Raw genomic sequence first — 15,607 nt, 5'->3', positions numbered from 1 at the left:
TGTTAAGAAAACGTAATCTCATCCAGATTTTCATTTGGATTCTTTAACTTGCCATCTAATTTTGAAAAATGAAAAAGACTTTTACAATTTTAGTATCCTTGTTATTGATCAATGCCTGGAGTCAGGAAACTGAAATTAATTTACTCAAAGACATCAATCCTAACGGAGAAAGCAGCATTTCACAACTCAAAGTTTTCAATGATAAATTATATTTTTCCGCAGATGACGGAGTTCACAATGAAGAATTGTGGTTCACTGACGGAACTGAATCAGGAACTTTGCTTATCAAAGATTTAAACCCTGATGGAAATTCCAGCATTTCCAATTTGACTGAAATAAACGGGAAATTGATTTTCTCTGCCAATGATGATTCTCACGGAATTGAATTATGGATTACGGATGGAGCGGAAGCTGGAACCTATATACTGAAGGATATTTTGGTAGGTGGTAACAGTTCAGTTCCTTTGAATTTTTTCAAATTTGGAGAAAAAGTTTTGTTTACTGCCAACGATGGAACTAATGGAGAAGAAGTTTGGATCAGTGACGGAACAGCAGAAGGAACGACCATGCTAAAAAACATCCACCCTTCAGACAGTTCTTATCCTTATGGGTTCACAGAATTCAATGGGAAGGTTTACTTTCAGGCAGCTGATGGCATTCATGGCTCAGAACTTTGGGTTACGGATGGCACGGAAACCGGAACATATATGGTAAAAGATATTGACACTTCGTTTGATTCTTATCCGCGCAATTTTATGGTTTTAAATGACAAAATGTTTTTCCGTGCAGATGACCAATATGGCGATGAATTGTGGATGACCGATGGTACCGAAACTGGAACTGTTAAAATAAAAGACATCAATCCAAACGAAGGTTCAGGTCCGAATGAGTTGACGGTTTTAAATGGAAAAATTTATTTCAGGGCCAATGATGGCGAACACGGAAGGGAACTGTGGGTAACGGACGGAACTGAAGAAGGAACGATGATGGTGAAAGACATCAATCCAGGAATGGAAGACTCTTTTCCGGGCGCTTTGATTGCATTTAACGGTAAAATTTATTTCCAAGCAACAGATGGAACTCATTCTGAAGAATTGTGGGTAACTGATGGAACCGAAGCAGGAACCTTTATGCTTAAAGATATCAACCCCAACGGGTATTCTGCGCCAAATTTCTTTGGAACTTATCAGAACAAACTCTTTTTCGTTGCCATTGACGGAACCAATGGAAGCGAACTTTGGATGACCAATGGAACAGAAGAAGGAACAGTAAAGATTGTTCCTGAAGGAAATACGGCACAGAGTCCATTGTACTTTTTACCATTTTTTACGGTTTTCAATGATGAATTATATTTCAAAGCAGAATTTGATAATCATGGAGTTGAATTGTGGAAGTTGAAGTTTTCTGAAATGGGAACGGTAGAATTGGGTCAAGTGAACAAACTTGAAATCTATCCGAATCCTGTAAATAATGAATTGCACTTGAACCTGCCAGCAGGATCCATCATAAAGGAAACACAGATTTATGACCTTTCTGGAAAATTAATTCTGAAAAAAATGAATTCAAAAATTTCTGTCAACGTATCTGCTTTACCCAGCGGAAATTATATTGTAAAAGTGATGACAGACAAACAAACATTTTCGACGAAGTTTATCAAAAAATAATTTCACAAAACTTCATTGTATTTCAAGTAGATGTATTATCTTTGCCGTCCGTTTGGGTTATGGAAAAGTTTAGATATTATAATGTTTCCTTTTCAGGATTGAATTTGGGAGAGCATGATTTCGAATTTCACATCACTCAGCCGTTCTTTGATTTGTTTGAATTTGAACAGGATTTCCAAAAACCTGATTTGAAATTGAAATTAGTTCTGGATAAGAAAAATAATTTTCTTGAATTGCATTTCAAATTAAAAGGTACAGTCGAACTCAATTGTGATTTGACCAACGAGCCTTATAGTCAGAAAATTAAAGGGAAATCTGATGTCATTGTAAAATTCGGAGAAGAACACGACTATTCTGATGATGAAGTTTGGGTGATTCCGCAAGGAGAACATTCTGTCAATATCGCACAGATGGTATATGAAATGACTTTGCTGGCTTTGCCCATAAAAAGAATTCATCCGGATGTTGAAAGTGGAAAAAGCCATTCTAAAATGTTGGAATTGCTTAACCAATACAGCCTTGACAATGAAAGTGAAATAATTGAAGAAGAAAATTCAAACGACGAAGAAATAGACCCTCGTTGGGAACAATTGAAAAAACTAAAAAATAATAACTGAGAAATAATATAAGTTATGGCACATCCTAAGAGACGACAGTCCACTACGAGAAGAGATAAACGTAGAACGCATTACAAAATCGAAGCACCTCAATTGGCTGTTGACAAAGCAACCGGAGAAGCACATCTTTACCACAGAGCTTACTGGCTTGACGGTAAAATGTACTACAGAGGGAAAGTCGTAATGTCAAAACAACAAGACGAAGAAGTAGAATAATTCTATTGATAAGAAAATTAAAAAGCTGTTTCTAAAATTTAGAGACAGCTTTTTCAATTTTTTCATCTATTCTATTTTAATTAAATTAAAAGTCATATGCCTGCATGTCAGCAGACACAGAAGTTTGTGTAAAAAATCGCCATCTTAAAGGTAGATTTTTATGCTCATTTCATACTTTTATTTTACTTTTGAAATTCCTACCGCAATTTTTATAAAAATAAAACACAGTTATGGACATTAAAGAAATACAAAACCTGATCAGATTCGTATCAAAATCAGAAGTTGCTGAAGTCAGTTTGAAACTTGAAGAATTTGAAATAAAAATCAAAAACATTGGCGGACAAACCATTACGTATGCACAACCACAAATGATGCAGCAACCAATGATGCAACAAGCTCCACAGGCATTTCAACCTTCTGCTCCTGCAGTCGGCGAAAGCAAAGCTGAAGCAGCACCTGCTGAGGACAATTCAAAATACATCACTGTAAAATCTCCAATGATCGGAACTTTTTACCGTTCATCAGGACCTGGAAAAGATGCATTTGTTTCTGTAGGAGACAGCGTTTCACCGGGAAGTGTACTTTGTATTGTGGAAGCCATGAAATTATTCAATGAAATTGAATCTGAAGTTTCAGGTAAAATTGTGAAAATTCTGGCAGACGATGCGACTCCAATCGAGTACGATCAGCCATTGTTTCTAATCGATCCTTCTTAAATCACCAAAAAAGCAAAATATGTTTAAAAAAATATTAATTGCAAACCGAGGTGAGATTGCGATGCGCGTAATCCGTACCGCAAAAGAAATGGGAATCAAAACCGTAGCGGTTTATTCTACTGCAGACCAAGACAGTTTGCACGTACGTTTTGCAGACGAAGCCGTTTGTATCGGACCACCATCGAGTGCTGAGTCTTATTTAAAAATTACCAATATCATTTCAGCTGCTGAAATTACAGATGCTGACGCTATACATCCGGGTTACGGATTTCTTTCAGAAAATTCTAAATTTTCCAAAACTTGTCGCGAACATGGCATCAAATTCATCGGTGCTTCTCCGGAACACATAGACAAAATGGGTGACAAAGCAACTGCAAAAGCTACGATGATCGAAGCTGGAGTTCCTGTAGTTCCGGGTTCTGAAGGGATTTTGAAAGATTATGCTGAAGCGAAAAAAATCGCGAAAAAAATCGGATATCCTGTAATGATCAAAGCTACTGCCGGTGGGGGTGGAAAAGGAATGCGTGCTGTTTGGGCAGAAAATGAGCTTGAAAAACACTGGGAATCTGCGGTTCAGGAAGCAACTGCTGCTTTCGGAAACGGTGGCATGTACATGGAGAAATTAATCGAGGAACCTCGTCATATTGAAATCCAGGTTGCAGGAGATTATACCGGAAGAGCTTGTCACTTGTCTGAAAGAGACTGTTCGGTTCAGCGTCGTCACCAGAAATTGGTTGAAGAAACGCCTTCTCCTTTCATGACAGATGATTTGAGAGAAAGAATGGGGAATGCGGCTGTAAAAGCGGCTGAATATATCGGATATGAAGGTGTTGGAACCATTGAATTTTTGGTAGACAAACACGGAGATTTTTATTTCATGGAAATGAATACGAGAATCCAGGTGGAACACCCAATTACAGAACAAGTAATTGACTACGACTTAGTTAAAGAACAAATTCTTTTGGCTGCGGGTCAGAAAATTTCCGGAAAAAATTATTTCCCGAAATTACATTCGATTGAATGTAGAATCAACGCGGAGGATCCTTACGCAGGATTCCGTCCTTCACCGGGATTGATTACGAATATCAACATTCCGGGTGGACACGGTGTTCGTGTGGATACGCATGTTTACGCAGGTTACCAGATTCCACCGTTTTATGATTCGATGATTGCGAAGTTGATTGTGACTTCTCAGTCGCGTGAGGAATCTTTGGCGAAAATGCGTCGTGCTTTGGAAGAATTCTACATCGAAGGAATCAAAACTACAGTACCTTTCCACAGACAGTTGATGGACAATCCTGATTTTATCGCAGGAAATTACACGACGAAGTTTATGGAAGATTTTGTGTTGGATCCAACTTACGCGGATCGTTTTTAAGGAATTTATTCATTCTATAAATAATGAAAATGCCGTCTGTTTTTGAAGATGGCATTTTTTTATTGGGTTAAATATCAGTGTAAGCGGATTTGCGCCCGCGATATGCAGGGCGGCGAGGAACGAGTCGGTCTGAAGCGAAGCGGAAGACGGAAGCGACAGCGTACCCCGGAGAAGCGCGATAAGGCGTCCAAATTATAAATTCAGAGGTTAAAAATAAGAACTTAGAGATTTGATTTAAGAGGGTTTAAAATCCTAATTTAATTCATTCTAAATACAAATAACTGAAATTCAGTTATTTAAAATTATTCTTGATTTGGTAATTCTTAAATTTGATTTATAATTTTAAAAATCTTAGTTATGAATGTTCAATTGGCAAAATGTTGTGGAAACTGTGAGAATTTTATAAATGGGCAGATTTGTGCTGTGCAGGAAATCGTGGTGAGTGAAAATCAGGTTTGTGAGGCATATCAGTTCAAAGCGGTTTTGCACAGAGATGATGATTGTTTGAAATGTGTGAAATTTCAGACTATTAATTGCGCGCATCCTCAGAAAGCAAGTGAGGGGATTTTGTGCAGTGTTTGGTACCCAAGAACGGCGATGATGTAATTTTAATTTTCCATTTTTATAATATGAGAGAATTCAATTGGATTGGGTTCTCTTTTTTATTGGTTTAAAATAGTCGGACTTCGGTGGCGCCAAGTTTGTATTTTTGGAATGATGCGTCATAGTATTCAAGTCGAGACTGGGCTTCGAGCAATTTATACAGTTCTTCACGGAGTTTTCCACTGCCGTGTCCGTGGATGAAAATAATTCGGTTCCGTTTGTCAGTTCTTGCGGAATCAATTTCGTATTTTACTTTATTCAATTGAATTTGCAACATTTCATAATTGCTTAAACCGGAAGGATAATCTACTAAATGACCTATGTGCAAATCGATTTCTTTAGGAGCATCGCTTTGATGAGGTTTACTTTTGATGGGTTTGGTTTCGGGTTTTGGATTAAAATCATTGATAAGCAATTCCTGATTGAGAATGAGTTCCGAGGCACTGAAAGTTTCTTCAAATCCATGTTCATTCAGGATTGAAACGCCTTGTTTACTAACTTTTATGACAGTACCGGTCTGGTCGTCATCGATTATTTTTATTTTATCTCCTACTTTAAACACAGCCAAATATATAGAGTGAAATTAAATTAGTCAAATGATGTGAAAATAATTTATCACACATGACTAATGTCATTAATATTTTCTTAACTTCGATTGTTTTTTACACACATAACTACACATGAGACAAATTTATTCTTTATTTTTTTTAATTATTCTTTTTACAATAGTTGGCTGCTCTTCAGATAATGACGGACCAATTGACGAAACTCCAACGGAAGTTTCTCCGGTTATTTTCGATATCAATGCAGTACCTTATCCTAAACTTTCCGATTATAATTTTTTCAAAGGAAACTTAGCTAATTTAGATCCTGTTTATGGAGTTTTACCCTATGAACCTATTTCTTCTCTTTTTACTGACTATGCATTGAAATCTAGATTTGTCTGGATGCCAGATGGTGTAAGCGCCAATTATGTTGCCGATGATAAAATTTTCAATTTCCCTTCAAGCACAGTTTTGATTAAAAATTTTTATTACAATAATGTAGCTCCGAATAATTCAAAAAAAATATTGGAAACACGTTTGATGATCAAGAAAGGGAGTGAATGGATATTTGCGAATTATAAATGGAATGATACCCAAGACGAAGCTGTTCTCGATATGGAAGGAAGTTTTGTACCCGTTGAATGGTCGCAAAACGGGGAAACTAAGAATGTACTTTATCGAATTCCTTCGAAATCAGAATGTTTGACTTGCCACAAACAAATTGAAGCTGCAATTCCGATTGGACCTAAGCCACAAAATTTGAATTTTAATATTAATTATTCTGACGGAAATAAAAACCAAATTGAAAAATGGGAAGAGTTTGGGTATCTGAATATAGGTTCCCCTGGCAATATAGTATCTATGGTCAATTATACTGACAATTCAAAATCACTGGATCAACGGATCCGTTCTTACTTAGATATCAACTGTGCACATTGCCACAACGAAACCGGACACTGCAATTACCTACCTATAAAACTTGCTTATTCTGAAACGGCTGATCCGCTGAATTTAGGAGTATGCATTGTTCCAAACATTAACATCAGCGGATTTGTTGGAGAAGAGGTGACACATATAGTGGTTCCTAATAATCCAGGGAAATCTGCTATGTACCATAGAATTAAATCAGATTTAGAAAATATCAGAATGCCTATGATTGGCAGAAGTTTAGTCCATGACGAGGCTGTGACTCTGACTACGCAATGGATCAATTCTTTAGAAGGAGAATGCAATTAATAATTAACATATATGAAAAACTTTTATTTACTATTAATGTTTGCTTCATTTAGTTTAAATGGACAAATTACATTTACTTCACAAAATGTTCCTGCTGACGGGACTTATAAAATGTGTGTCGTAGATATGAACGGAGATTTTTTGGATGATATTGTAAGTGTTTCCAGCAACAAGATTCATGTACTATTCCAAAATGAGGACGGTACTTTTACTTCTCAAAACTTCCCGACAAGTAATGTGTTATATCTTCCGGGTTGGTCTTTAGCTGCAGGAGATTTTAATGGAGACGGATATAATGATTTGTTATACGGTTCTTCTCAAGGAGTTACCTTTATGCTTACGCAGGTCAATGGTATGAATGTTTCCTACAGTACTCATGCTGGCAACCAATATGTATTTGCTCAACGTTCTAACTTCATTGACATTGACAACGATGGTAATCTTGATGCTTATGTATGTCACGATACCGAACCAAGTGTTTATTATACAAATGAAAATAATTCACCCGTATTCCATCAAGGAGGTTTAGGAGATTATCCTTCAGGTGGACATTATGGTTCAATTTGGATTGATTATAATAACGATGGTAAGCAAGATTTATATATTGCAAAATGCGGAGGTGAGGAAGAAAGAAGAAGAAACGAATTGTATAGAAACAATGGTAATGGAACATTTACCAATGTTGCCGGAGAAGCAAATTTGGATAGCACTTCAGAACAATGGTCTTCTGCTTGGGGTGATTTTAATAATGATGGATGGATGGATGTTTTCAACGGAAAAAATGCTCAAATGGGTGGACAAGGAAGTCATGAATTGATGGTAAATAATGGTGATGGAACTTTTACAAATGTCACAGCAGGTTCGGGCTTCGATATTTATAATGGCACAAGCAGAGAACATTTTACTTATGATTTCAACAATGATGGATATTTGGACATCGCAGGAAACGGTAATAAAATTTTCATCAATAATGGTGATATGACTTTTACGCCAATCAATGCACCTTTCTCCGATGCTTCAATTGGGGATTTGAACAATGATGGGTTTTTAGACGCTTATGCTTTTGGTTGGGTTTATTACAATAGTGGAAATTCTAACAATTGGCTTAAAATAAATACAATCGGTACTGAAAGTAATTTAAATGGTATCGGTGCCCGTGTTGAACTTTATAGTGAGTTGGGAATGCAAATCCGAGACGTACGAAGCGGTGAAGGTTTCTCATTTATGAGTACGCTTAACACTCATTTTGGAATTGGTACCGATGCCGAAATTGACAAGGTAATTGTTCGATGGCCTTCAGGAATTGTAGATACTATTGAAAATCCGGAAATCAATTCCACCTTAGTTATAGTGGAAGGCGAAAGTATCTTGGGTGTAAACGATACAGCGGCAGAGAAAATCTCCATCTATCCAAATCCTGTAAAAGATATTCTTTACGTTCAAGGAAAATCATTAAATGGATCAAATGTTGAAATATTTCATTTGACAGGAAGCTTGGTTCTTAAATCAAAATTAACTGATAACAAAGTTAATGTTTCTAATTTAGCCAAAGGAATTTATGTAATTTCTGTTGAAAATCAAGGTAAGAAAACTACCATGAAATTTATCAAACAATAACTCTAACAAAGCTATTTTAACAAAAAAACCACTCTTTGAGAGTGGTTTTTTTTATTTAAAACGAAGTATTCAAATCAAATGCTTCCAAATACTGAGCCACCCGCTGCACAAACATTCCTCCCAAAGCACCATCCACAACACGGTGGTCATAAGCATGAGACAGATACATTTTGTGACGGATGGCAATCACATCACCTTGCGGCGTTTCAATCACCGCCGGTTTTTTGATGATCGCTCCTACAGCTAAAATTGCAACTTGCGGTTGTGGAATGATTGGTGTTCCCAATGTATTTCCGAAACTTCCGATATTGGTAATCGTATAAGTTCCACCTTGAATTTCATCTGGTTTCAATTTATTTTGACGTGAGCGATTGGCCAAATCATTGACTTGTTTTGCTAGTCCGGCCAAACTGTATTGATCTGCATTTTTTATTACAGGAACAATTAAATTTCCTGTTGGTAAAGCTGCCGCCATACCTATATTTATATTTTTCTTTTTGATGATTTGGTCTCCGTTGACCGAAACATTGATCATTGGGAAATCTTTAATTGCTTTTGCGATGGCTTCAATGAAAATCGGCATAAAAGTAATTTTCTCACCATTTTTCTTTTGAAATTCATCCTTGTTTTTCTCTCTCCAAAGAACAATATTTGTCACATCAGCTTCGATGAATGAAGTAACGTGAGGAGCTGTTTGTTTGCTTGCCACCATGTTTTGTGCTATCATCTTACGCATTCTGTCCATTTCGATGATTTCATCACCACCTGAAATAACCTGAGGCTGCGCAGTTGAAGTTGGAGCCTGAACTTGAACGGTTGTTGAAGCCTGAGCAGGAGCAGAAGCTTTTCCTGACTTCTTATCTTCCACAAATTTCAGCAAATCTTCCTTAGTAACTCTGCCTTCTTTTCCTGAACCTTTTATTTGATCCAATTCAGAAACAGATATATTTTCTGCTTGTGCGATGGACTTTACCAAAGGTGAATAAAATTTATCGGAAGTTGAAGCATCAAAGTTCTCTGTATTTTGAGTCAATGTTTTTTCTAGTTCTGCAACAACAGCTTGCTCAGATTGAGGAGAAGAAGCCTGAGAAGGTTCGGAACTTTGAGTTGAAGCTGTACCTCCTTCTATTTCGAGTATAGCAATCGGCTCACCAATTTTTGCAACGCCATCTACATCGATCAAAATCTCCTTCAAAACACCGGCTACAGGAGACGGAACATCTGAATCCACCTTATCAGTTGCAATTTCTACTACTGATTCGTCTTCAGCAATCGGATCGCCTACTTTTTTTAACCAACTGATTACTGTGGCTTCCATCACGCCCTCACCCATTGCAGGCAAAATCAATTTATAATCTGACATAGCTTTTATTTGTTTTGAGTGGCAAATTTACTTAATTTTTAGGAAAGTTATAATTCAATCTAAGCATATATGTTTCTTATACTTTTATTGAGGTATGGATTAATTATTTCATAATAAATGAAATCTTAGTTATTTTTTTAGGTTCATGAATCTGCAATACATAAATTCCTTTGCTCAATCCTCTTAAATCAAATTCTAAAAAATCTTTTTTTGATACAAATTTTGAAAGATGTTTTTTTCCTGATAAATCATAAATTTCAATTTTATCTATAGGTGTTGTCCCTTTTAGAATTCCTTTAGAATTATGAACTGTAAATTTAAAACCTGAAAAATCTTCTGATTTTATTGACATTGTAGAAGTACACTGATCAGTCATTTCATCATCGAAATAAAATAAATTTTCATTTTTAAAGAAACAGCTAACTTTACCTACCCCATCATAATCCGGATTACCGCCCGGTGCATTGATTATCGAAAGCGACCCCATTCCTTCTACCCAAATCGGATAGTATCCCTGACTTTCAGTATTTGAAATTGTAGGAGAAAAATAAAAAAACTTACCTGTTTCGCTCTGAGTAATTGGATTAATTCTAATTGAATCAAGGCGAAAATATCCGCCTTCTGGGGGAAAGGGTGTGATTGGATTTTCTAAATTAATTGAATCTCCTTCTTCTAAGTTAAAATCATACATCAAATATTCTCTAATATTCCCATCAATTGTTGTGGTCAGATAAACCTTTTTTTCAGAAACATTTTCCCGCAAAAGAAAAGTTCTTGAAATATAATGGTAACCATCGAGGATTTTGTGATTTTGAGCATTTACAATCGTATCACCATCAGTATAATATACATCTTTGAAACAATCCCCTAAGTAACAACTTATCAGATTCCACTCATTTCGATTATCTAGCAAAGGTGTATAGCTCTGCGAATTGACGCAGATGTGAAACATTATGAAAAAAAGGAATAAAAGATTTTTCATTATTATTAAAATTAAAACTAATATACTTAAAATTAAACCATAAAAAAACCCCGTCTTTCGACGAGGTTTTTAGAAAATTTATGCTTCTCCCGGAGGGCCAAAATTAAATGGCATCGCGGTTGATTGCTGCTCTTTTACTTCACCGAATTGAGCTTCATATCGGCGAACATTTTCAGCCAGTGCATTGACCAAACGTTTCGCGTGCTGAGGTGTCAGGATAATTCTTGACTTCACTCTCGCTTTTGGAACGCCGGGCATCATCTGAATGAAATCTACCACAAATTCGGTAGGTGAATGATTGATCACTGCCAGGTTTGAATAAATTCCGTCTGATACCTGATCATTGATTTCGATGTCTATGTTTTGTTTTTTTTCTTCGCTCATTATAGTACTGATTTAGCATTTACCAATTCTTCATATTCTTTATTAGAACCCACGATGATGCTTTGGTATTCTTTCAATCCTGTTCCTGCAGGGATTAAGTGACCAACGATAACGTTTTCTTTCAAACCGTTTAAGTCGTCTCTTTTCCCGGCAACAGCAGCTTCGTTCAATACTTTTGTTGTTTCCTGGAAAGATGCCGCTGACATGAATGATTTCGTTTGAAGTGAAGCTCTTGTGATACCTTGTAAAATTGGCTGAGCCGTTGCAGGCATAGCATCTCTTGCAGAAACAAGGTTTTTATCTTCACGTTTCAATTTAGAATTTTCATCGCGTAATTCTCTTGAAGAAATGATTTGTCCCGGATTCAATTCGGTGCTGTCTCCAGAATCTTCCACGACTTTCATTCCGAAAATTCTGTCGTTTTCTTCCAAGAAATCATCTTTGTGTTCCAAGCTGTCTTCCAAGAATCTTGTATCACCAGAATCAACGATTCTAACTTTACGCATCATCTGACGAACGATAATTTCAAAGTGTTTGTCATCGATTTTTACCCCTTGCAAACGGTAAACCTCCTGAATTTCATTAACCAAATATTCCTGAACGGCAGTTGGCCCTTTGATTCTCAAGATATCTTCCGGAGTAGTTGCCCCTTCTGACAATGGGAAACCGGCGCGGATAAAGTCATTTTCCTGAACCAAAATCTGGTTAGATAATTTAACCAAATAAGTAGATTTTTCTCCTGTTTTTGACTCCACCATGATTTCACGGTTACCACGTTTGATTTTACCGAAAGAAACCACACCGTCAATCTCAGCAACAACTGCAGGATTGGAAGGGTTACGTGCTTCGAACAACTCGGTAACACGCGGTAAACCTCCTGTAATATCTCCTGATTTTGCAGAGCGACGAGGAATTTTCACCAAAATTTTACCGGCTTTAATTTTCTCACCATCATTTACAATCAAGTGGGCACCAACCGGAAGGTTATAATTCTTTTCTTCTTCTCCTGAAATAATTACTTTCAGGGTAGGAATCAATTTTTTGTTACGAGATTCAGAAATTACTTTCTCCTGGAATCCGGTTTGTTCGTCAATTTCCAATTGGAAAGTTGAACCTTGTTCAATATTTTCATATTCAACCTTACCGGCAGATTCAGCAATGATTACCCCGTTATATGGATCCCAGCTAGAGATGACATCTCCTTTTGAAACTGTTGCACCATCCTGAACTCTCAAAATCGAACCATACGCGATGTTATTGGTCATACGAACGTTTCCGTCCGCATCGATTAATTTCATCTCAGTTGAACGAGAAACTACAACGTCAGCTATATTTCCTGATTCATCTTCACTTTTTACAGTTCTCAAATCGTCGAAATCTACACGTCCGTTTGCTTTTGCAAGTAATGAAGACTGTTCAGAAACGTTACCTGCAGTTCCTCCAACGTGGAACGTACGAAGTGTCAACTGCGTACCCGGCTCACCAATTGACTGAGCGGCAACAACACCAACAGCTTCACCTTTCTGAACCGGTTTTCCGGTTGCAAGGTTACGACCGTAACATGCTGCACAGATACCTGTTTTAGCTTCACAAGTCAATGGAGAACGAACTTCTACGATTTCGATTCCGGCAGCTTGGATAGCATCTGCAGCTTCTTCTTTGATAATTTGATCGGCAGAAATTAATTTCTCTCCCGTATCCATATTGTAAACATCGTGTAACGAAGTTCTACCTAAAATTCTAGATGCAAGAGATTCAACGATTTCTTCGTTTTTCTTCAATGCTGCAACTTGTGTTCCTCTCAAAGTAGCACAATCTTCTTCCATCACGATTACGTCTTGCGCAACGTCAACCAAACGACGAGTTAAGTAACCCGCATCCGCCGTTTTCAAAGCGGTATCTGCCAAACCTTTACGTGCACCGTGCGTTGAAATAAAGTACTCCAAGATAGAAAGACCTTCACGGAAGTTTGATACAATCGGATTTTCGATGATCTCCCCTCCTGACGAACCTGCTTTCTGCGGTTTCGCCATCAATCCACGCATACCTGACAACTGACGAATCTGCTCTTTCGAACCACGCGCCCCAGAATCAAGCATCATGTAAACTGAGTTAAATCCGTCTTTGTCTTCTATCATACGTTTCATTACGATTTCAGTCAAAGTCGCGTTGGTATTGGTCCAAACGTCGATTACCTGATTGTAACGTTCGTTATTGGTGATCAATCCCATGTTGTAGTTTACCTTGATATTTTCAACTTGATTAATCGCATCATCAATCAAATCTTTTTTCTGATCCGGAATCAAAATATCACCTAAACTGAATGACAATCCACCTTCAAATGCATTTTTAAATCCAAGATCTTTCATTTCATCAAGGAAAGCTGCAGTTGTAGGGAAGTCAGTGATTTTCAAGATATTATTAATAATAGTCCTCAAAGATTTCTTTGTAAGAACTTCATTTACATATCCAACTTCTTTTGGTACGATTTGGTTGAACAAAACTCTACCAACTGTAGTTTCAATTATTTTTTGAACTAATTCTTCACCTTCACGAACTGTAGTTTTTACTTTGATCTGAGCATTTAATTCAACACTTTTTTCATTGTAAGCAATTTCCACTTCTTCCGGAGAATAGAACGTAATTCCGTGTCCTTTTCCTTGTTTCGAAGCTTTGGTCATGTAATAAAGACCCAAAACCATGTCCTGAGAAGGTACCGTAATCGGTGAACCATTTGCAGGGTTCAATACGTTTTGAGAAGCCAACATCAATAACTGCGCTTCCAAAATCGCTTCCGGCCCTAATGGTAAGTGAACCGCCATCTGGTCACCGTCAAAATCGGCGTTGAATGCAGTACACACCAATGGGTGCAATTGGATTGCTTTACCTTCAATCAATTTTGGCTGGAATGCCTGGATTCCTAAACGGTGCAAAGTTGGAGCACGGTTCAATAAAACCGGGTGTCCTTTCAATACATTTTCCAAGATATCCCAAACAACAGGCTCTTTTCTATCGATGATTTTCTTTGCAGATTTAACTGTTTTTACTATTCCTCTTTCGATCAATTTACGAACGATGAATGGTTTGTACAATTCAGCTGCCATGTCTTTTGGCAATCCACACTCGTATAATTTCAAGCTTGGCCCTACGACAATTACCGAACGAGCAGAATAATCCACACGTTTTCCAAGTAAGTTCTGACGGAAACGACCTTGCTTACCTTTCAATGAATCAGAAAGAGATTTCAACGGACGGTTTCCATCTGCTTTTACCGCAGAAGCTTTTCTTGTGTTGTCAAATAATGAATCGACAGATTCCTGCAACATGCGTTTTTCATTACGCAAGATTACTTCCGGCGCTTTGATTTCCATCAATCTTTTCAAACGGTTGTTACGGATAATCACACGACGGTAAAGGTCATTCAAATCCGAAGTTGCGAAACGTCCACCATCTAGCGGCACCAATGGTCTCAATTCTGGTGGAATTACAGGAACGACACGCATGATCATCCATTCCGGACGGTTTACGTGGTCGATGTTAGATTCACGAAGTGATTCCACAACCTGCAATCTTTTCAACGCCTCGGTTCTTCTTTGTTTCGAAGTTTCGTGGTGCGCTTTGTGACGCAATTCGTAAGACAAAGCATCTAAATCTGTTCTTCTCAACAAATCTTCTAATGCTTCCGCTCCCATTTTCGCGATGAATTTGTTAGGGTCGGTGTCTTCCAAATACTGGTTGTCAGAAGGAAGTGTTTCTAAAATATCAAGGTATTCTTCTTCTGTCAAGAATTCCAATCTTGCCAATTCTCCACCTTCAGGAGCTTTAGCAATACCGGCTTGGATAACGATGTATCTTTCGTAATAGATAATCATATCCAATTTTTTCGATGGCAATCCCAATACATAACCAATTTTGTTTGGCAATGAACGGAAGTACCAAATGTGTGCAACCGGAACCACCAAATTGATGTGTCCAATGCGCTCACGACGAACTTTCTTTTCTGTAACTTCTACACCACAGCGGTCACAAACTATTCCTTTGTATCGGATTCTTTTGTATTTACCACAGGCACATTCGTAATCTTTTACAGGTCCGAAAATTCTCTCACAAAACAAACCGTCACGTTCAGGTTTGTGTGTTCTATAGTTAATCGTTTCAGGTTTTAGAACTTCTCCTCTTGAATCTTGTAAAATAGATTCGGGAGATGCTAACCCGATACGGATTTTTGTAAATTTACTTGTTTTGTTTTTTGTTGACATAATGATTTTTTCTAATCAATTATAAAT

General features: G+C 37.3%; 13 protein-coding genes. 8 read left to right on the top strand and 5 right to left on the bottom strand.

Annotated elements, in window-relative coordinates; all coding sequences use genetic code 11:
- Positions 1-68 precede the first annotated feature (68 nt).
- The 6 genes from B8977_RS06475 to B8977_RS06450 all read left to right on the top strand — a co-directional run bounded on the left by B8977_RS06475 (position 69) and on the right by B8977_RS06450 (position 5,197).
- Positions 69-1,664, top strand: coding sequence for an ELWxxDGT repeat protein (locus tag B8977_RS06475; RefSeq protein ID WP_084016863.1), 1,596 nt, complete (start codon positions 69-71; stop codon positions 1,662-1,664).
- A 59-nt stretch (positions 1,665-1,723) separates the two neighbouring features.
- The gene (locus tag B8977_RS06470; protein ID WP_084016862.1) at positions 1,724-2,281 is read left to right on the top strand and encodes a YceD family protein; all 558 of its coding nucleotides are present in this window, start codon (positions 1,724-1,726) and stop codon (positions 2,279-2,281) included.
- A 15-nt stretch (positions 2,282-2,296) separates the two neighbouring features.
- Positions 2,297-2,497 carry a 50S ribosomal protein L32 gene (gene rpmF, locus B8977_RS06465; RefSeq protein WP_084016861.1) on the top strand — a complete coding sequence of 67 codons (201 nt, stop codon included), beginning with the start codon at positions 2,297-2,299 and terminating at the stop codon, positions 2,495-2,497.
- 230 nt (positions 2,498-2,727) lie between these two features.
- Positions 2,728-3,213, top strand: a complete 486-nt coding sequence (gene accB / locus B8977_RS06460) for an acetyl-CoA carboxylase biotin carboxyl carrier protein (protein WP_084016860.1) — start codon at positions 2,728-2,730, stop codon at positions 3,211-3,213.
- 19 nt (positions 3,214-3,232) lie between these two features.
- Positions 3,233-4,591 (top strand): acetyl-CoA carboxylase biotin carboxylase subunit, encoded by a 1,359-nt coding sequence (gene accC, locus B8977_RS06455; protein ID WP_084016859.1) that lies wholly within the window; start codon positions 3,233-3,235, stop codon positions 4,589-4,591.
- A 357-nt stretch (positions 4,592-4,948) separates the two neighbouring features.
- Positions 4,949-5,197: a hypothetical protein gene (locus B8977_RS06450; RefSeq protein WP_084016858.1), complete on the top strand. Its 249-nt coding sequence runs from the start codon at positions 4,949-4,951 to the stop codon at positions 5,195-5,197.
- 64 nt (positions 5,198-5,261) lie between these two features.
- On the opposite strand, the gene B8977_RS06445 is transcribed toward B8977_RS06450, so the two are convergent.
- Entirely contained in the window at positions 5,262-5,756 is a 495-nt protein-coding gene (locus B8977_RS06445) for a Smr/MutS family protein (RefSeq protein WP_394334469.1), read from the bottom strand.
- A 118-nt stretch (positions 5,757-5,874) separates the two neighbouring features.
- Between B8977_RS06445 and B8977_RS06440 the strand changes: the two genes are divergently transcribed.
- On the top strand, positions 5,875-6,975 hold the full coding sequence (locus B8977_RS06440) for a hypothetical protein (protein WP_084016856.1): 1,101 nt from the start codon (positions 5,875-5,877) through the stop codon (positions 6,973-6,975).
- 12 nt (positions 6,976-6,987) lie between these two features.
- On the top strand, positions 6,988-8,592 hold the full coding sequence (locus B8977_RS06435; RefSeq protein WP_084016855.1) for a T9SS type A sorting domain-containing protein: 1,605 nt from the start codon (positions 6,988-6,990) through the stop codon (positions 8,590-8,592).
- A 55-nt stretch (positions 8,593-8,647) separates the two neighbouring features.
- Here B8977_RS06435 and B8977_RS06430 read toward each other — a convergent pair whose 3' ends face one another.
- The 4 genes from B8977_RS06430 to rpoC all read right to left on the bottom strand — a co-directional run bounded on the left by B8977_RS06430 (position 8,648) and on the right by rpoC (position 15,580).
- Entirely contained in the window at positions 8,648-9,955 is a 1,308-nt protein-coding gene (locus B8977_RS06430) for a dihydrolipoamide acetyltransferase family protein (RefSeq protein WP_084016854.1), read from the bottom strand.
- Positions 9,956-10,058: 103 nt separating this feature from the next.
- Positions 10,059-10,907 (bottom strand): T9SS type A sorting domain-containing protein, encoded by an 849-nt coding sequence (locus B8977_RS06425; RefSeq protein WP_159447459.1) that lies wholly within the window; start codon positions 10,905-10,907, stop codon positions 10,059-10,061.
- Positions 10,908-11,015: 108 nt separating this feature from the next.
- On the bottom strand, positions 11,016-11,321 hold the full coding sequence (locus tag B8977_RS06420; protein ID WP_084016852.1) for a DUF3467 domain-containing protein: 306 nt from the start codon (positions 11,319-11,321) through the stop codon (positions 11,016-11,018).
- Complete coding sequence (rpoC, locus tag B8977_RS06415) at positions 11,321-15,580, bottom strand: DNA-directed RNA polymerase subunit beta' (protein ID WP_084016851.1); 4,260 nt, start codon at positions 15,578-15,580, stop codon at positions 11,321-11,323. The genes B8977_RS06420 and rpoC overlap by 1 nt, the downstream gene beginning before the upstream one ends.
- Positions 15,581-15,607 lie beyond the last annotated feature (27 nt).

This window comes from Moheibacter sediminis, assembly GCF_900176425.1.
GTDB lineage: Bacteria > Bacteroidota > Bacteroidia > Flavobacteriales > Weeksellaceae > Moheibacter > Moheibacter sediminis.
The sequence above is the reverse complement of the archived record's forward strand: the minus strand, read 5'-3'. Positions and strand labels throughout refer to the sequence as shown.